The organism is Mucilaginibacter sp. 22184 (assembly GCF_052045695.1).
GTDB lineage: Bacteria > Bacteroidota > Bacteroidia > Sphingobacteriales > Sphingobacteriaceae > Mucilaginibacter.
In genome coordinates, this window is record NZ_JBQEPI010000016.1 from 1 (window position 1) to 19,005 (window position 19,005).

Here is a 19,005-nt window from a genome sequence, read left to right on the forward strand (position 1 = left end):
ACCAGGGAGCAGATCCAGAACGGGGGCCAGGCGGCAGATACAAACCCGATCCTGTCGAAAACAGAGTATAACGAACTGGGACAGGTATGGAGAAAGAACCTGCACAGTACGGATAGCACCAGCTTTAAACAAACCATTACCTATAGCTATAATGAACGTGGCTGGCTGAACACGAGCAGCGCGCCGCTGTTTGCCGAGCAGCTGTATTACAATACCGGGACGAGTAAACAATATAACGGCAACATCGCCTACCAGTACTGGGGAACACCCGGCAGCCTGACTAAGAATTACGCGTATACCTATGACCAGCTGAACCGGTTAACGGCGGCGACGGCATCGACGGGTAACCATGAGAATAACATCACGTATGATCTGCTGGGGAATATCACGGGCTTAAACCGTTATCGGCGGGATACCCTGATCGATCAATTGACGTACACGTACCCTACGGGGAGCAGCCAGTTACAGGCGGTAACGGATGCGACCGGTAACAATGCCGGTCAGAAAAGCGGGATAGCGAGCTATGCGTATGATGGTAATGGTAACCTGATCAGTGACAACAGTAAAGGGATCAGTAATATTGCCTATAACCTATTGAACCTGCCGCAGACGATCACGGGCAAGAGCACGACCTATACCTATGATGCTACCGGACAAAAACTGTCCAGACTAATAAACACAGCCAAGACGGATTATATCTCCGGTATCCAGTATGACGGCACGGCGGCGTCATCCACAATCAGCTTTATCCAGACGGAAGAGGGGAGGACATTGCCTAAAGACGCCATCAGTTACAACTATGAATACACGTTAACCGATCACCTGGGGAATAGCCGGGTGAACTTTGATACGGGAACGGGAACAGCCAGGCAGGTACAGGTAGATGATTACTATGCCTTTGGGATGGAGATCAACACAAGCACAGCGAGCCCTAAAAATGAGTATCTTTACAATAAGAAGGAGCTGCAGGAGAACCTGGGTTTATATGACTACGGTGCCAGGTTCTATGATCCGGTGATTGCCAGGTGGACGAGTGTGGATCCGCTTGCAGACAAGTATCAATCTTGGTCGCCCTATAATTATGGATTGAATAATCCTATACGGATTTTCGATGTAGGGGGAATGGCTCCGGCTGATATTCATATAACAATCAGCGATAAGCCAGTTGGATCTACGCAAATTCGAGTGATCGGCAGCGAGAGTGTTAAACAGCCTTATGGTTTCACTATGTCAGTTCCAACATACCAAATGACTATTACAGATGATGCAACCGACAAGGTTTCAACATATACAGTTACAAGAGACGCTCCTATATTAAACTTTGGCGACAAAGGCTCTGAAGGAAGTTACAATGTAAATAATACTGCCTTTGAGCCTAAAACATCTGAAGGTTCATATAACGGTATTATGGTTAATGATTATCCAAAAGACACAGGTTTTCCGGCAATTGTGTTAACAAATAAGGATGGCTCAAGAGGACTTGCAGCAGAGCCAATGCCCGGCGCACTCAGAACAAAGCCAGATGTAGCGAAAGGTGTATCTATACATGTAGGTGGAAACTATACAAACTTAAGTGGTGAAGGTCGAACAACGGGCTCCGAAGGATGTTTTACATGTGTAGCAGGTAATAAAACCATTAATGCAGTCGGCGCAGATATAAATCAAAGATTAGACGCCAATAAAAAGGCAGGTACAGGAACAAATATTGATATTACAGTTCAGAAAAGAGAAGATGTTAAAAAGAAACTTACAGCGACAGGGCAATAAATTGCTTTTCATTTCCCTGTTAGTTATGATCTGTTTTATAAGCAGTTCATTCCAACATAAGAAGCAGAGTATACACAAGACTTATAAAAAGCTTATCATTGGAAAATGGGTTTATAAAAGCAAGGAGGTTGGAGATGTTATGATGGTCTTTAATGGAGATGGTTCTGGTTTAAGACGAATGGATTCAACTCAAACAACGTACAAGTTCAAATATTGTCTTGTAAAAGATTCTATTCTTAAAATTGTTGTTGGAACACACAAGCCTGAATTGCATGTGATAAAAAACTTAACTGCTGCTACTCTAAGCATCAGAGAATATCCTTTTAAAAAAATCCGAGAGAGTATAAGCTTTTTTGATACAGACTACAAAAAAGAGTAGATTATGGCCTTATTATCAGTTATATATAAAACGACAAAAGCCCCTGCAAAGGGGGTTTTGTTTGTTAAATAGCCTTACTTAGCTAATTCCTGGATATGCCTTTTAGTAATAAAGGCATCAATAAAAGTCTTCACAAGGTGCTTGTCCTCCGGGCTAAATAACTCCACTTCTTTAAACTGTTTAAGCAGTTCCCGGTCGGTCAATTGCGCTGTTACGGATGCATCGTTCACATCATCATTTACCAGGTAATCGGTAGTGGTGTCCAGCGCTTTGGCCAGCTTGGAAAGCATATCTGCTGCGGGTTTAGCTTTGCCTATTTCATATCGGCCGATCTGTACATAAGAGTTCAGGCCGGCGATTTCGGCAAGCTCTGCCTGTTTCAATCTTTTTTGCGTACGTAACTCCTTGATCCGGGTTCCTAAACTCATTATTCCTTGTTCCTATCACATCAAAAATACTAAGAATGATACATAAAGTACGTGGTAAAATACAAATGGGTATCATTTGCGTTTATACAAGCACCATACTTATTATTGCAAAATAAAAAAGTAGTATACAACATCATTTCCAATGAATATAGTATCTAAGCTTATTGTAGAAAATCCTGAACTATTGTTATACATTGATGGTAAACTGCACATTACCGTCCTGGGGGGCATCAAACTGACCGGCTTCGACCGCTTAAAAGTAATATTAAAGATAGTCTGCGGTGGCAATACCAACAGGGTTTTCCGCCACAACCTTGACTTGTACAACAGCGTTCACACCGAACAGCTGATAGAGAAAGCCGGTGATGCGCTGGATGTGGCTGCGGCTGAACTGGCCGGGGTGATCAGCCGCCTGACTGCTGCCCTGGAAGATTACCGGACTGAGCGGCTGGAAGCCATGAAGTCAAAACAGGCAGAAAAGAAGCAGCTCACCGAGGCCGAGCGGAAAATTGCCCTGCAATACCTCAAAGCGCCCGGCCTGCTCGGACGGACCCGGCAGGCGATCTCGGCCAGCGGTATTGTCGGCGAGGAAGTTAATAGTCTGATCGCCTACCTGGTCTATACATCGAGAAAACGGAATACACCATTGCACCTGATGTGCCTGGGGCCATCCGGTACCGGCAAGACCTGGCTGCAGGAAAGGGTCAGCGAATTGATCCCTGAAGAAGACAAACTGGAGATCACTATGCTGTCCATGAATGCCTTTTACTACTTTGGTAAAGATGAATTGAAGAATAAGTTATTGCTAATCGAGGATATGGACGGTGCCGATAACGTGCTGTACCCGCTCCGGGAACTGCAAAGCAAGCGCCGGATCAGTAAGACGGTGACCCTGAAAGACAGCAAGGGTAACCTGAAAACGGTTACGCTTAATGTCGAAGGCCCGGTATGTGTAAGCGGGTGTACCACCCGTGAACAGCTTTACGAAGATAACGCCAACCGCTGTATCCTGCTGTACACGGACGGCAGCCCGGAACAGGATAAAAAGATCATGGACTACCAGCGCAGGCAAAGCGCCGGGCTTGTGGATCAGCAGGCCGAGCGCAACGTGCGCGAACAGCTGAAGAACGTGCAGCGGCTTTTGCAACCCGTCAGCGTTAAAAACCCGTTCGCCACCTACCTGCAATTGCCGGAGGCCATCTTTAAGCCCAGGCGTACCATGCTGCTGCTGCTTTTGTTCACCGAAACCATAACGTTCTACCACCAGTACCAGCGGGAACTGCAAACCGATACTACTACCGGTAAGCAGTACGTGGAAACGACGATTGAAGATATCGAGGTGGCCTTTTCACTGCTGGAAACAACCCTGCTCAAAAAGAGTGTTGAACTGAACGATGCTTGCCGTACTTTCTTTGAGAAGCTAAAGACCTGGTTAAAGCAAAACCATACCGAAAGCTTTTATAGCAAAGATATCCGCTCCATGCTTCGGATAACACCTAGTAGTATGCAACGTTACCTATATGTACTGGAACTGATGGGTTACATCAAAATAGTACGTGGCAGCAGCTACAAAGGCTTTGAGTATAAGGTAAACAGCTGGAATGACCTTGAATCCCTAACCAATGATACCCGGCAAATGGTCAAGACTATACTGGAAACGATCAATTCAGTAGCCCGTAACCCAACAGTAACCCAAACCAGCGATGGGTTACACAAAGTGCAGAAAGCCAGCAAGAAGAAGTCAGTAACCCAATAAGCCTATAAAACAAGAGGGCACACAATTTAGCAAACTAACACATGAACCGTACCTACACCCGTTTACATGCTGGCTTTACCGAATGGCTGCGCATACTGAACTTTGAGCCGACCATGATGTCCCACTAATTTGGCTGATTGTCATGATAAGGCGGGATGCCGCTCCAATCACAGAACACACAGAAAAAGAAAACGAGATTGAAGGGCTCATGCTAAAAAAATGAAATACTTATACCTCTTACTATTGACGCTGATTATCACATGTCGCCACCGGCGGTATCTCTCCGAACAGATTTGATCGGCCCGTCACCAAACGCAGCGGCACTCGGTAAATATGGATTGATCCCGTTAATTTGTATACCGGGGTTCCAGATATCGCCATAAATCTCGGAAATGCCGAAGGCAGGGGAATTTCTGTTCCAATTAGTTAAATTATCATCATAACGGACTGCGCTCGCGGGGGAAAGCATCTTGGGTAGGGTTGGCCGGTAAACGCGGATGGGATAATCACCAGGATCATTAAGGATAAGCTTGATGGAAGTTTTTTATAATTTATTCAGATAAAAAATATAATTATCATCATTGCATAGGTCCTATTTATTATATGCCAAACTTGATTTTAGGTCATGAATCAATAATTTGGTTCTCATATCTACCCCCTTTTTAATGAGGTGATACTTGGTATCAAAGCATAGCGAGTCGGGTATTCTATATTGATAGGGGTTTCCCAGCAATTTAAAATTCGCCTTTTTCAATTCATATGAAACTTGATTTATTTGTCCAACGCTTTTCGCAAATGAGCTTGACTGAAGGCCAGGATAGGTAATATAAACTATTGCTCCTTTTTGCTGAGCAGCGGCTTGAAATGCTTTCAATTGTTTTATAACATCAAAATTAAATTGGTCGCCTTTATTTTTAATATCCTCGGGTGGAACGGTTATGCCTTTTAACTTCCAATGAACCGTAGCATCGCCAAACTTATCAAATGAACTTTTTAAATAAACTGAGTCTGACGGTGAATAAATAGGTATTCGCTTGAAATACAAATTTCTTAAATTATATTTTGAATAGCCATATTGGATAATATATGGGGTTAAATGTACCCATTGGTCAAAAGTTAAATATTTGTAATCGCTTTTTGAAACGTCAAAAATGGTTCTGACGAGCTCGTCACTCCCCAAAAAAAGATTACCATAATACTGTTCATATTCTGGAGAGATGATAACAATATCGCCTTTTTTTACAAAAGGAATAGTGTGCGATAGCATATACATCAATCCAATACCTGCATGTATTGCAGTATTAACAGGTGTTATTTTTAGCGAATCTTTTATTGTATAACTATCTATACCAAAACTAACGTTCGAGCCTCCTATGAGTATCACTCTTGGAGAGGGCGTATTTCTCAATAAAGAATCTTTTTTTATTTTACCAGATAATAAGGAATTAGAGACGTAAGCTGTTGGTGGAATAACAAGTATCCCTAAAATATTAAAAGAAACAAGTAAAAAAATAAAAATTGCGACACTGCGGATAAATGATTTCATAATCAACTTTAGAAATGAAAATATATAAATTGCTGTTGTTGATCCTTACTCCAAATAGCGATAGTTATAATAATTATTATATAAAATGGCCACCTGATAAATCGTTTGGATTTAACAAAAAGTGTTTCTAACGCGAAGTTTTGTTCGCGGCCCGCCCACTCTATTAATAATAATAATAATATCAACACATCCAGCGCATAAATATTAAATGTAAATGAAGCAAGATGTGGGAGGGTAATTAATGATGGTGAAAAAATCGCAGAAATATCGGATATCGCCGCGGTCATATTTTCGGCTCTGAAAAAAATCCAAGCTAAGGTTGTCAAAATGAAGGTTATAATAATACTTAAGGTCTCTTTAAGCGTGGGGAAATTACGGCCTTTGGCAACTATTTCCAAATTGCTTCGATTTTTTTTGAGCAACAATAATGGTAAAAAATATACAGCGTTTAAAAGTCCCCAAACAATAAAAGTCCAATTCGCGCCGTGCCAAAAACCACTAATTAAAAAAATTAAAAATGTATTTCTAACTCTTATCCAGGTACTTCCTTTGTTTCCTCCTAGCGGAATATAAACATAGTCTCTAAACCAAGTGGTTAATGATATGTGCCATCGTCTCCAAAACTCAGCGATATCACGGGAGAAATATGGATAATTAAAATTCTTTAATAATTCAAACCCAAACAGTCTGGCAGTTCCCAGGGCGATATCTGAATATCCGGAAAAATCACAATATATTTGAAATGAAAAGAAAACTGCGCCTATAAAGTAAGCGCTGCCTGTATGTGATGTAGAAGTATTATTAAAAATTGAATTCACTACTTCAGCACAATTATCCGCTATCACTACTTTTTTGAAGTAGCCCCAAAGTAATTGCCTTAAGCCGTTAACAGCTTGGCTGTAATTAAAATATCTTTTTTTTTGAATCTGCGGCAATAAATGAGTAGCCCTTTCAATAGGGCCAGCCACCAGTAAAGGGAAAAAGCTTACAAAAAGTGCATAGTCAACATAGTTTTCTACTGGTTTAACTTTTCCTCTGTAAATGTCTGTTATATAGGATAATTCATGAAAGGTGTAAAAGGAAATACCCAGTGGTAATATCAAATTTAGAATACTCACATTAATTGGAATTCCAATAGTCCCAAACGCGGAAGAAAAGGATTCAATGAAAAAGTTGAAATATTTAAAAAAGAATAATATCGCCAAATTGAAAATTATACTGGTTAAAAACCACAACCTCTTTTTCGGTCCTTCTGCATTGTGAATTTTTTTGGCAACTACGAAATCGAGGGAAATGGAAAGTATCAGCAGTAATAAAAATCTGTAATCCCAATAAGAATAAAAGAAAAAGCTTGATATAAGAAGTAATACATTTTGGATTCTTAAATTTTTACCTGTTAGAAACCAATATAAAATAAATATGATTGGCAAAAATATGGCGAAAGCAACAGAATTAAAGAGCATATTATGGAATATGGATTAAGTGTCCAAATATACAATCCGCTATCCAAATAACCATTTTTTAAATAAGCCCCCAAGTAGTCTAAGTGAGATGCCATCCGATCAAACGAGCTGGTGTAAAATGGTGGAACAATTTTTTATGCTATTATGGGGTAATACCATAGGTGAACAGTCATTTGTTTTGTCAACTTAAGGCTGTAGAGACAGAAGGCGCCGGGGTTGGTTATTTTTTCTTTATTTTATTAGACGTCATTCAATAATCCAAGCCTGGTTTTACTTTTCCTGGTTGAGTAGTTTACGCAAGCCTTTCCTTTATTTACCTTTCGTTTCTACTTGATGTGAATGAAGTGTCGGTACCAATAATTTACCCTGTAATATTCGAGTTTTTAATTACATCCAGGAAGTTGGAGCAGTTCTGAATGTTTTGTAAATATATATCGTAAGGTTCGTAATTCATCTGCATCAAAAAATGGTTAGTAGTTCGGCCGCCAGTTAGGTTGGCATAAACACCGGCTTTGACAGCTGGAATAGCTTCACGATATCCTCTGTTCTTTCCTGATTGGCATTAAAGGCCTGCTAAAGTCATCACCATGGTGACGTAGTTTTAAGAAAACGCCTGAGGCTCTGCTATTGAAAAGTATTGCTCATTTGGAACATGGGCAGGTACATGGCCACCATGATAATACCGACTATAAGACCCAATACCAGGGTGAAGACAGGCTGCATGACGCTGTTCAGTGTGGCGGTCTGATATTCTACTTCTTTGAGGTATTGATCAGACAAACGACCAAAAAAAATGTCCAGTTTATTACCTTCTTCTGCTATTTTGAGTTGCATGATCAATTTAGCGGGATAGATCTTGTAATCACGCAGGCTTTCGTGTAAGGAACGGCCTTTCAGGATCTCGTTTTCCACCTGTCCTAGTGAAGATTCGATCGGATAATAACCGATCATCTTTTTACTCAGCGTGATGGCTCTCAGCAGGGGAATGCGGGCGCCCAGCAGCAGGCGCATGGAATTACAAAAGCGTGCCAGGTAAACTTTTTGTACCAGATTGCCGATGACCGGTAAACGGAGGACCAGTGCGGCGGCGGTTTTCCGGAACTGCTCGTGCTTACGGAAGTACCAAAGCAATCCGCCGCAGAGCATGGTGACCAGCAGGACCGGCAGAAAATAAGTTTGTATCGCTTTGGACAGACTGATGATCTGTTGGGTGATCCAGGGCAGTTCCCCGCCAAAGCGCAGGAAAACGTCGCCAAACATCGGCACCACGAATTTGAGCATGAAGAAAACGGCGCCCACAGAGGTGCTCATCACGATACAGGGATAGGTCAGCGCAGAAATTACCCTGCGCCGCTGCTGTATCTTGTTCTGATAGAAGTTGGCGAGATCTTCGAGCACCTCGGTCAGCTGGGCGGTTTCTTCACCGATCTCGACACTGAAAACCTCATAGGCGGAAAATTTTTCGCTTTGCTGCAGTGCCTGGGAGAAGGGGGCGCCTTTGAGTATCTTGTCCTGGATACTTTGAAACAATTGCTTGTCTTTTTCGGTCTCCTGTCCGCTGGTGATCAGTTCAACGCTGCTTTTTAGGTCAATACCGGCCCGGAGCAGGGAGCTCAGTTCAAGATAAAGGGCCTCTTTTTTTTTATCATTCAGCTCTTTGCTGCCGAAGCTGATGTCTTTATTCATCAGGTCATGAAAGCTGTGTCTCCGGGTGACTGGGGAAGAAGGTGCGCTTTTTTTACGCTCGTACCTGCTGAGATCAATGGATGGCATCGGTGCTGGGTTGAAAAAGGTTTTCGGAACTGTATAACTTATGGTAATGATACGGAATTTTTTGCTTTTGCAGGAATACGGTCAATTGCAGATCGTCAACGGTATTATCCGATCCGGTCTGGGTGCTGTCTGACCGGAGCTCTTCAAAGGCGGTGACGGGAGCAGTACTTTGCACGTAAAACGTATCGGTCAGCCCCCGGGTCCGGAGAATATAATCCGGCTGGAATTCATAGTCAGTGACCATACTGTCACCGTGAAAGATCAGATGCCGGTCTTCCAGGGTGATCAGCCGCGCTTGTATGAAATCTTTTTTCAGTAGTTTATCCAGCTGCAATACGGTCATCATATGCTTGTTTTTGGTATTAAAGGATTGATAGGAGCGGCTGATGAGCAGGTAAGCCGAATAGGAAAATCCGATCAGGATAGCGGTAACGACCATGACCAGGATAGTTTCCATGATGGTAAAAGCCGGAAGTTTAATGTGCCTCGTTTGCATGGCTGATGATTTGCTTTAATTGCGCTAACTGCTGGTGGTTTTCACCGAATGCGGTCAGCTCAATTTGAATAAGTCCCGATCCCGGTCCGAAGGGGCTGACCTTTTGCTCGATCTCGAATTCGTCGACCTGGATATGCTGGTTATCGGTATTGCCGTTTTTAACCGTTTGAATTAAGCGTTCCTGCAAAACGGCCTGTGCCCGGATTTTCCTGACGGAAAGGGATAAACGGGTCACATTCGTATAGATCATCATGGCGATCCCGAAGACCAGGACCATAATTACCATCGCGATGACCGCTTCCATCAGGCTGGAAGCGGATAACCTGCCCTGAAACCTGATTTTTATTTTAACCATTGCAGTATGTGTTGGGTGGCGCCAGCGGACGGGCTTAAGTTGCTGCTCAGATAATACCGGGATAGAGCGGTCATATCAATACGGGTATTGACCAGGTAGTTCTCGTAAGAGGTGATGCTGTTTTGGTAAAGAAAACGGGAGGTCATGACGCCTCCGCGAATGATTACTCCTTCCTTTAAAGAAAGGCTCCCCTGTGAATATATCTGGCCGGAGACAACGGCATTTTTGGCGAGGCTGATTACGGGTGGCAGTTTGCTGCTTTGTTTTTCATAAGTAAAGATCAGTCCTTCAAGACTGCTGTGTTCACCCAGGCTTATTTTTCCAGGTAGGTCGGTAATGCCGGAAGTGTTCCTGACTAAGGCCAGGCAGGAGGGATAAGTAAAGTGGCAATTGCCGCCCACGCTGAGGGAGTCGGTCGCGTAAAGTTGACAATGACCATGAAAACCGCTTTTGACCTGTATGGATTTCGCCACAACGATGACATTTTCCAAAGAAACCGTACTGTCGATAGTCAGCGTAGTATCCGAGTATAAGATCAGGTTTCCGTTAAAGCTTGCGTTTTGCAGGGTGGCCTGAGCCTCTAAGCGGATCACCCGGGTGGGTAGCCGGAAAGACCGGGTTGCTCCGGCTGACGGTCCCGGGCGCCCGCTATTGTCTGCAGGCTGTCGGAAAAGATGCTTGATCATTTCCAGACGCGGACCGGCAAGTGGGGGTAGCTGCCTGTCGCTGTCATAGATATGCCCTTTGACCAGTTGCTCATCTCCGCTGTAGGACTGGTTATCCAGATAGGCGGTTTTAACGCCTGCTTTCGGAAGACGCGCGTCTCCCTGGATACTTGTTTTTCCGCTGAGAGAAAGTGGCCGGTCTTCATCGATCAGGTAAATGGAAGACCATTTGCTGGAATCTACCTGATTGGCGATGCTGAAAACTCGCCATAGCGTGTCCCGGTGACTAAAGGTTTTGATGACACCAATGTCGAATATTCCCCATGGGTATTTCTGAAGGATGGTGGAATCTGTAGGGAGGCCGGATAGCGACAAACTCTGGGGTTCCCGGTAGCTGCTGTCTGTATTGTTCAACAGGATCTGCATACCGGAATTGCAATTGCTCACCAGCCGGTCATATTGAAAATGAAGCTGGTATTGCGCCCGGTAAAAATAAGCCGCGCTAATCAGCGCGGAACAAATGAGGCTGATAACAAGCGCGATAATGATCACCATATATAAAGAAGAGGCTTTGAGCATAGCTGATCATTAAACCGCCGGTTTTACTGCGGACTCTTTCTTCTTTTGGAACAGGTGCAGCCGTTTCAGGATATTGCCTTTTCCCGGCGGCAGGACTTTGCCGCTTTTATACCGCAGGGTTTTAACGGAGTCCGTACCCATATGAAAGGTAATGGTGCCATCCCAAAGATCATGTTTGTAATAACCCGAGGTGCTGACTTTGCCATCGGTGGTATACCATTGGAACGGTCCGTTTTGTTCGCCCCGGACCCAGGTGACCAGGCGGCTCATTTTTCCGGTCTCGTTCCATTCTTTCCAGATACCGTCTTTCAGTCCTCCCGCGAAGGTCCCCTGCATCCGCAGATTTTTGTTGAGAAAATATTCTTCATAAACGCCATGGAGCAGGTGCCCGCTGTAACCACCCTGTGTTTGGTGGATCCCGCCGCTCCCGTACCAATAATACAGACGATCGGGAATGGTTTTGGGTGTAGCCGAAATGGCTAAGATCCCGGCACGTATCATCCTGTCTGTATCATTAATACGGACCTGGCTGGTGCCATCACCGGGTATCTGCTGCGCCCGTACTAAAGCAGGGAATAAGAGCAGTATAGAGAGTAGCAGTTGTTTCATATTGCAGCCGGATTGATCGGTATAAATTTATGATGCCCCTGATAGTCGACGCTGACAGAATCCCGGAAGTTCCGGAGCAGTTTGACCGGTCCCGAACGTTCTCCTTCAGCGAGCATCACGGGTTTTCCGTTGATCGTCATAATGGCGATCAGCTTCTTTGACCCCGGGTTACGGATAAAGCCCCGGTAGCTGATCATATCCCAGTTGATCAGGGATTTGACAGCCGGCCGGGAGATATTGACATTGGAAAGGATCAGTTTTTTTACAGGTATGCTGCCCGCTGTGTCCTTGAGTTTGGTCTGCCCGAAGGGATCCCGGTACCCGGTATGCAGGTGCACGGTGTCGCTGATGAGCGCATGGTCATTGTAAATTTCACGGGGTTTTGTTTGCGGGAGGGGAAGGTCGCTGTCGCCATTAAGGGCGGCAACGACGCGGTAAATGATCGATCCCCAGATGATCACGACCAACAGCCCCAGCAGATAATTTATCTTTTTACTTTTCATCCGTGTTATTGTAATGTGAAGCTCCGAAGTTCGCTGCTTTTTCCTTCATTACCGATCGCGTCCAGTGCGCTGACCTGCCAATAGATCCGGTCACCACTGTTACCCAAATTAAAGGAATAGCTGGTCGCGGTCAAGGTCAAAGGGAAAGTGCTGCTGTACGGCGTGCTTTGGTCGCTTTTGTATACATATAGCTTGTAACTCGACGCTGAGTTTACTTTATTCCAGGACAGGGTGAGCGGTTTGCTCAGCGTGGTGTTATCCTGGGGCTGAACGAGGGTAACCGTCCCCGGCGGAGTAGAATCATAGCTGAGTTGGTTAATAGCAGACCATTTGGACTGACTCGAGTCGTTCTCCGCCCTGACCCGCCATTGATAAACCTGATCCCGGGGTAGTTTGAATGAAAACTGCTGCCCCGGAGTCAACTGATCTTTGACCAAGGCGCTTTCATCGGCAAAGCTGTTGGTATCGATCTGCAAATGATATCTGGTCGCTTTATACAGACTGCTCCATTTGAAAATAACCGTGCTTTGTGTAGTCGCCGCGTTATTCGCCGGGGAGGACAGGACGGGGATTTGATTGGTTAGGGAGGAAGCCAGAATAACCAGGTTCCTGGGTTCGGTATATCCGGTTTGTGTGCTCCCATTCTCCGCCCTGACCCGCCACTGGTAGGTTCCGGGATCCAGGGTCTGTACGAATTTAGTGCCGCGGATCAGGGTGTCCAGCACCAGGACGCCAATGGAATCAAATTTGGGAGAAACTACCTGGAGACGATAGGATAAAGCGTCTTCTACACCGTCCCACCAGAAAGTAATATTATAACTGGTGCTTTGATAATTATCAGCGGGGGCATTGAGTTTGACCGTCCTTTTACTGATAGACGGTTCAATAAACTCTTTGCAGGAGGAAAGGCTTTCCGTTAATAAAAGCACGATGAATAAGCAGGTGGACACGTATTTAAGTTTCATTCGCCGACAAATAATTAATCGCATTCAAAAATAATATATACAAGGGTAATAAGCTAACGTTAAACATGTTACTCCGGGTCATTTACTGATCTCCAATAAAACCTCCAGAACCGGTGTGGCGGAGGCGGCAGGAGCGACCTTTCGGTCTGTTCGGTAGACGACAGACCTGGGAAGACCAATGCCCCTGGTGGACTCCAGTTCATACAGGAAGCGGTTCAGGGAAAAAAAGTCTCCGGTAAAACGAAGTTTTTGCAGAATGGCGCGGTCGGTATGAAAGATATCCTGTTCAGCCGGCACACCGGTTAACCGGACATGCTGTTTTTCCGCCAGTATAGCGATCTGGCTCAGGGTATTGCTCCGAAATGACGCGGTATCCGAGTGGTAAAGCGCTAATGCCCGCTCCAGGTTCCTTGATTTGCGCTCCATATAGCCAGGTTGATAACTGAGGTCATTATTTGCCGCCAACTCCTGGTTTAGCTCGCGGTAAGTATGCCATTCATCCAGGGTTCTGGAGAACGCCAGCCCGTAAGAAATAAAAAACAAGAGAACGGCACCGGTATACACTAGGTAATCTTTTCGAAACGGCCAATACTTCCACATATCAATAAGTAATAAACAGGGTAAATACCCCGGTGTTTAATTCACTGTTATAATCATAACTCTCCAGTTGCACATCTTTGACCCATTTGCGGCTTTTGATCCGGGCCAGCCACTCATTGACCGGGATGATCTGGGGGCATACGCCTTTGACCACAATACGGCGGTCTGCAAAGTTGAGCGTATGTTTATCTTTACTTTTTCGCTCATCAATGGGATTGACAGCTACTTCCTGCCAGGTGATCTCCGGTGGCAAGAGCGAGGCAATCTCATCTATCCGTATACTTTTCCGGCCGCCTTCATCCCAGCCCAGGTCTCGGAGCAGATGTTCTTTTTTGTTGATCTTGGTGATCATCCGCTGTCTTTGGTTCGCATTTTGTGTGCTGCTGCTGACCTGTCCGGATAGGGTGTCATTAGCTCCTTGTAGCCAGGAAAAAACCAGGAAATTGCAAAGCAATACGATAAAGAAGATCAGCAGCACAATAAAGGCTTTAACGCGGACCTTTTTCATTTCCATTGCCTGGTTAAAGGCGGTATCCGGCACGGGGGCCGATGCCTTGCTGGGATGAAGCCGGGTAGCCATCACCAGTTGAAAAGCCGAGGCGTAAGGTATGATCAGCCTTTGATCGATGGGCTCGTTCTCTACCTTGAGCGGAAAAGCTGCCGGGGCGAACTCCGGTTCCTGATACCGGACGCTTGTCCAGTTCAGGGATATATCCCGCGAAATGGTATGACCATTGAAAATTACTTCTTCATTATAAATATTCAATTGCGGGAGAATATGCTGAACCGGAAAAGGACCCAGACTCAGCATCAGCACCCGGAAGCCCTGCTTGTCCAGTAAGCTTATCCATTCGTCCGCTTCTGAACGGCGGATGATCGCGGCAAAGGAAATATCCGCGGAACGGAAGTGCTGTACATAAAAATCGGTCATTTCCGCCCGTGGCAGGAGCACCGCGAACTCCTCTGGTCCGATGTCGTCCACCCCCGGCATTTGCTTGTAGAGAATGCCTTTCCCGCACAGGTTCAGGGATACCGGAAGCGTGGTGTCAAATCGTTTTCCAAGTTCTTCTATCTTACTGACTGCTGTGACTTTTTTCTCCAGATGGAGTTTGTTGTTTTTAACTAGAATCCCGCATCCGTCCAGCTGTATCTGCCCGTCGCGGCTGATCGTGATACTGAGCCCCGTCGCCTCGTTAATATTATAATAACTTTCCAGCAGTGACATGTTTAACGGATTATAGTAGACTTGATAAATAATACAGTGTATATTTTAGCGTTTGTCTTGCTGCGACTGCTGAATAGCCATTTCAACACCGGTATCCGGGATAGTATAGGGATGCCCGAAGCATTTTCGTCCGCTTCTGTACGTTCCAGACCTCCGAGTACGATGGTATCGTCGCTATGGACACGCAGGCTGGTTTCGAATTTATTGTTAGACTGAGGCGGTGGTGACCCGTCGGTCGGAAAAGCAGTAAACTCTGAATTATTGACGGTTATTCCCAGCGTGACCTGGTCATTACCGGATACAATGGGTCTGATATTTACAGACAAATCTGCGTTCACTTCCTGGAATACATTCGTAAAGATGGTCTGCGCACTGTTGGTAAACGGGACAAGATTCTGAGTGGTGTTTTTATAGTAGCGTTTATTACCCATGTTGAGTTTGGCAGAATGTCCGTTCAAGGTAGCCATTTTGGGAGTTGAACGGATTTCTATGTTATTTTTAGCCTCCAACGCATTTAGTGTCAGGTAAAAATTGGGAGTAACATGGCCGAGATTGACGGAAGTAAACTTACTCATGCTGCTTAAAAAATCATTAAGCGGTTTGGATCCGAAGGTATAGTTCAGGCCGGACAATACCGTACCGCCTGTTTTTACGCTGTCAGAGACACCTGCGGAGATCCCGGTCGATACCGTACGTGTTTTTCGCACGTCAACCATAATCACTTCAATGAGTACAACCGGTACTAATTCATCAAGTTGCTTGATAAACGCCTCAATTTCATTGATCTGCGCAGCTGAACCGGATAGCATAATGGTATTCTGGTCACGGAACTCCTTAATTTCCATACCTCGTTTCCAGTCAGCCGGAATCATAGATACGACCGTGTCAATCGTTCGGTTTTGCAGCCGCACAGCTTTAAATGTACGTAAGCCCTCCAGTTTACGGTCTCCGATCAGGTAGACTCCTCGTTCCGTGTGAAATGTATATTCCGTACTTTTAAACAGAAGATCAAGAAAGGTATCATAGTTCACATCGCTGACATGTATGGTAATCGCGCCTTTGATATCGGAGTACAGGGAATAGCTTTTACCGGTCTCCTGTGAGGCCTGTTTAACGAGGTCAAGGATCGGCGCGTTGACAGCGTCGACCGAAATGAGCTTTTGCCCGCTCACGGAGCGAACAAAAAGACCGTTTGCCCCCGGCTGCACCTGGGGACCGGTCGCGCGAAAGGTCTTTCGGATATCGGTGTGATGGTCACCGTTGACATAAAGTTCTTCATTCTCACCTAGAGGTTGAAACAGGTAAAAATTATCGGTGGTACGGACCATCTTGATCTCGTTGCCATAAGCCAATTTTTCTAAGGCAACCTCAAACGGTGCGTCCCGGATAAATGCGGTAACCCGTTTGCTTTGCAGCGCGCCGGGTACGATAATGTTTTTGCCTGATACTTCGGTGATTTTTTTGGCAACGGCGGGTAAACTATCTCCCTCGAGTTCCATAGAAAGCAGGTCACCAGCGGCAGCATAACTTATCTTAAACTCTTTAGGTTTGGCTTGCGGAACCGGGTTTCGGTAGGGGCTAATATAAATGATGGAACCCACGATCGTGATATCCAGATTGTATTTTTGTGCGAGCAACAGTAATACATTCTCGGCGGTAACACCATTGAAGGTATCATTAACCTGGAAATTTAGTGATGGGTCAACGCTGACACTCAGGTCGTTAGCCCGGGATAGTGCGCCGATATACTGTTGTATAGAGACCCCGGTCACCATGAGCTGGATTTTTTGATTCAGGCCAGGGACCAATCCGGCGGCGTTGTCTAATTTAAATTGCAACGCCTGTATGCGGTCCCCCTGCTGTGCCTGTGCCCATAGATCAGGGGCGTTAAGGCTCAATAACAATATCCATAGGATTCGGGTAAAGGTTTTGTGCATAGAGGAATTAATAATTAAATAAGAGCGGATAAATTTCTTCCAGGGAGGTATCGCCCTGGCTGAAGATATGGAATGCGTTTTCAGCCAGCGTTTGTATGCCTCTGTCTTTAAGCAGGCGCGCGATCTGCGTGTGGCCTGCCTTGATCTCCTGCGCCAGTTCCAGGTCAACGGGGATAACCTCATAAACGGCTTTCCGGCCTTTGTAACCGGTATAATAACAGTGTTCGCAGCCCCCGGCTACGTAATGCTGTTTAACTTCGTGGTACGGCTTGAACTGGCCAGGGTAAAGCTTAGGACTAAAGTCCTGCTGTTTCTTGCAATGCGGGCACAATAAACGGATCAATCTTTGTGCTGCAGCGGTATTGAGCGTGTCGGCCACCTGAAATGCCGGAATGCCCATATCGATGAGACGGGAAACGATACCCCAGGCGGAATTGGTATGGATTGTCGATAGAACGAGGTGGCCGGTAAGGGCCGCGCGGATGGCCATACCGGCTGTTTCCGGGTCCCGGATCTCACCGACCATGATCACATCCGGGTCCTGTCGCAGAAATGTCCGGAGCGCGGCGGCGAAGGTCAGGCCTATAGACTCCCGCAATTGCACCTGGTTGACCCCTTCCAGTGTGTACTCGACGGGATCTTCTATCGTCAGGATATTCCGGGTTTCCTTGTTCAATAATTTGAGGGTGGCATACAAGGTGGTTGTCTTACCGGAACCGGTCGGGCCACTGATCAGCAGCAAGCCGTTCGGTCTTTTAGCGCCTTGCAGGTAGTTGGCCAGGTCGGTCCCGGAAAAACCCAAGCTGTCCAGTTCGATGCCCGTAGCATCGTTATTCAGTAGCCTCAGGACCACTTTTTCCCCATAGAGCGTCGGCAGGACCGATACCCGTATATCAAACTGGTATTGTTGGTAGCTGAAGTTGATCCGGCCATCCTGGGGGAGTCTTTTTTCAGCGATATCAAGTTCGGCTTTGATCTTGATCTTGTTGATCAAGGCCGGGTAATCGTCATTTTTCAGGAGATGGCGCTCTACCATATTACCGTCAATACGGATCCTGACCCGGCATTTTTTTTCGTAGCGTTCGATATGGATATCGCTGCTTTTTAGGTTTTTGGCTTCTCGGATCAATTGGATCAGAAAATCCTCGGCATTCTGATTGACCGATACCCGGACCGCCGTCGTGGACTCTTGTATATAATATTGGGATAGCAGTCTGTTCACCACCTCCGGTTTGACCGGGAACAATCGGATCTCCAGACCGGATACGATCTCTAATTCCGCCTGAAGCGCATTCCTATCCGTTTGCTCATCGCAATAAAGCTCCAGAAGACCAGCGGATGCTAGTTTGGGCAGGACACGATAATGCCAGGCTTGTTCCCGGGAAAGCATATGCAGATCTGCGGTCTGCAGAACAATGGATTCCGATTGTTTTACATCCATGGCGTATAAAATTGGAGCAGCCAGCTATCGTTAGTCACATTCTGGTGAAAGAGCCACCAGTCACTGGATAAAAAAAATATAAGGAACAGCGCCTGTAGGCCCGCCAGAGGGATTTGTTTGTTTTTGTTTACCGTCCACCAAACCAACTGGATCAGCGCGGTAAAGAAAAGGCTGCTTACAAAAAAGAAGAGAAAGTTCAACACGGACAGGCTACAGGCGGGTACTAAAAAGAACAATAGATCTCCGCTTCCGAGGTGCCGTTTGGTGATGTTGACCAGGCGCCCGGATCGGATCCCTATATACAGGGTAAGCAGTGACAAAATAATGAGCAGCAGGCTGATATTGATCAGCAGTTCCGGCCAGATATCCGCGAAAGTCTCATGGGATAGTAATCGCAATAGAATGCCTCCGCCCAATAGGAACGGAAAGATTATCCAGGAAACCGCACGATACCGAAGATCCTGTATCCATACGAGCCCCAGTAATAGCAACACCAGAATTTGTAAGTAAAGCTGCAC

At 45.6% G+C, this 19,005-nt stretch carries 18 protein-coding genes; 3 read left to right on the forward strand and 15 right to left on the reverse strand.

What is annotated here, in order from left to right; genetic code table 11:
* Positions 1-1,767 (forward strand): RHS repeat domain-containing protein (locus ACTJKG_RS26480; RefSeq protein ID WP_440740873.1); only part of this gene is annotated, 1,767 nt, incomplete at its 5' end.
* Positions 1,768-1,792: 25 nt separating this feature from the next.
* The gene (locus ACTJKG_RS26485; protein ID WP_440740874.1) at positions 1,793-2,146 is read left to right on the forward strand and encodes a hypothetical protein; all 354 of its coding nucleotides are present in this window, start codon (positions 1,793-1,795) and stop codon (positions 2,144-2,146) included.
* Positions 2,147-2,220: 74 nt separating this feature from the next.
* Here ACTJKG_RS26485 and ACTJKG_RS26490 read toward each other — a convergent pair whose 3' ends face one another.
* Entirely contained in the window at positions 2,221-2,574 is a 354-nt protein-coding gene (locus ACTJKG_RS26490) for a helix-turn-helix domain-containing protein (RefSeq protein WP_172338180.1), read from the reverse strand.
* A gap of 142 nt (positions 2,575-2,716) precedes the next feature.
* Between ACTJKG_RS26490 and ACTJKG_RS26495 the strand changes: the two genes are divergently transcribed.
* Positions 2,717-4,330, forward strand: coding sequence for a hypothetical protein (locus tag ACTJKG_RS26495; protein ID WP_440740875.1), 1,614 nt, complete (start codon positions 2,717-2,719; stop codon positions 4,328-4,330).
* Positions 4,331-4,922: 592 nt separating this feature from the next.
* Here the strand turns inward: ACTJKG_RS26495 and ACTJKG_RS26500 are convergent.
* The 14 genes from ACTJKG_RS26500 to ACTJKG_RS26565 all read right to left on the reverse strand — a co-directional run bounded on the left by ACTJKG_RS26500 (position 4,923) and on the right by ACTJKG_RS26565 (position 19,005).
* Entirely contained in the window at positions 4,923-5,876 is a 954-nt protein-coding gene (locus ACTJKG_RS26500; RefSeq protein WP_172338182.1) for a hypothetical protein, read from the reverse strand.
* An 8-nt stretch (positions 5,877-5,884) separates the two neighbouring features.
* Positions 5,885-7,339 (reverse strand): MBOAT family O-acyltransferase, encoded by a 1,455-nt coding sequence (locus tag ACTJKG_RS26505; RefSeq protein ID WP_440740876.1) that lies wholly within the window; start codon positions 7,337-7,339, stop codon positions 5,885-5,887.
* A 624-nt stretch (positions 7,340-7,963) separates the two neighbouring features.
* The gene (locus tag ACTJKG_RS26510) at positions 7,964-9,025 is read right to left on the reverse strand and encodes a type II secretion system F family protein (RefSeq protein WP_440740877.1); all 1,062 of its coding nucleotides are present in this window, start codon (positions 9,023-9,025) and stop codon (positions 7,964-7,966) included.
* 73 nt (positions 9,026-9,098) lie between these two features.
* Entirely contained in the window at positions 9,099-9,608 is a 510-nt protein-coding gene (locus tag ACTJKG_RS26515) for a hypothetical protein (protein WP_440740878.1), read from the reverse strand.
* Positions 9,589-9,963 carry a hypothetical protein gene (locus ACTJKG_RS26520; RefSeq protein ID WP_440740879.1) on the reverse strand — a complete coding sequence of 125 codons (375 nt, stop codon included), beginning with the start codon at positions 9,961-9,963 and terminating at the stop codon, positions 9,589-9,591. The genes ACTJKG_RS26515 and ACTJKG_RS26520 overlap by 20 nt, the downstream gene beginning before the upstream one ends.
* The gene (locus tag ACTJKG_RS26525) at positions 9,951-11,207 is read right to left on the reverse strand and encodes a hypothetical protein (RefSeq protein ID WP_440740880.1); all 1,257 of its coding nucleotides are present in this window, start codon (positions 11,205-11,207) and stop codon (positions 9,951-9,953) included. Before ACTJKG_RS26525 ends, ACTJKG_RS26520 begins: the two co-directional genes overlap by 13 nt.
* 9 nt (positions 11,208-11,216) lie before the next feature.
* Positions 11,217-11,816, reverse strand: coding sequence for a toxin-antitoxin system YwqK family antitoxin (locus ACTJKG_RS26530; protein WP_440740881.1), 600 nt, complete (start codon positions 11,814-11,816; stop codon positions 11,217-11,219).
* Positions 11,813-12,319: a hypothetical protein gene (locus ACTJKG_RS26535; protein ID WP_440740882.1), complete on the reverse strand. Its 507-nt coding sequence runs from the start codon at positions 12,317-12,319 to the stop codon at positions 11,813-11,815. The genes ACTJKG_RS26530 and ACTJKG_RS26535 overlap by 4 nt, the downstream gene beginning before the upstream one ends.
* A 5-nt stretch (positions 12,320-12,324) precedes the next feature.
* Positions 12,325-13,284, reverse strand: coding sequence for a hypothetical protein (locus ACTJKG_RS26540; RefSeq protein ID WP_440740883.1), 960 nt, complete (start codon positions 13,282-13,284; stop codon positions 12,325-12,327).
* 78 nt (positions 13,285-13,362) lie between these two features.
* The gene (locus ACTJKG_RS26545) at positions 13,363-13,884 is read right to left on the reverse strand and encodes a hypothetical protein (RefSeq protein ID WP_440740884.1); all 522 of its coding nucleotides are present in this window, start codon (positions 13,882-13,884) and stop codon (positions 13,363-13,365) included.
* A 1-nt stretch (position 13,885) separates the two neighbouring features.
* Entirely contained in the window at positions 13,886-15,109 is a 1,224-nt protein-coding gene (locus ACTJKG_RS26550) for a hypothetical protein (RefSeq protein ID WP_440740885.1), read from the reverse strand.
* A 2-nt stretch (positions 15,110-15,111) separates the two neighbouring features.
* Positions 15,112-16,884, reverse strand: a complete 1,773-nt coding sequence (locus tag ACTJKG_RS26555; protein WP_440740886.1) for a type II secretion system protein GspD — start codon at positions 16,882-16,884, stop codon at positions 15,112-15,114.
* A 169-nt stretch (positions 16,885-17,053) separates the two neighbouring features.
* A complete protein-coding gene (locus ACTJKG_RS26560) occupies positions 17,054-18,487 on the reverse strand; it encodes a GspE/PulE family protein (protein WP_440740887.1) in 1,434 nt (477 codons plus the stop codon).
* Positions 18,478-19,005 (reverse strand): hypothetical protein, encoded by a 528-nt coding sequence (locus tag ACTJKG_RS26565; protein WP_440740888.1) that lies wholly within the window; start codon positions 19,003-19,005, stop codon positions 18,478-18,480. The genes ACTJKG_RS26560 and ACTJKG_RS26565 overlap by 10 nt, the downstream gene beginning before the upstream one ends.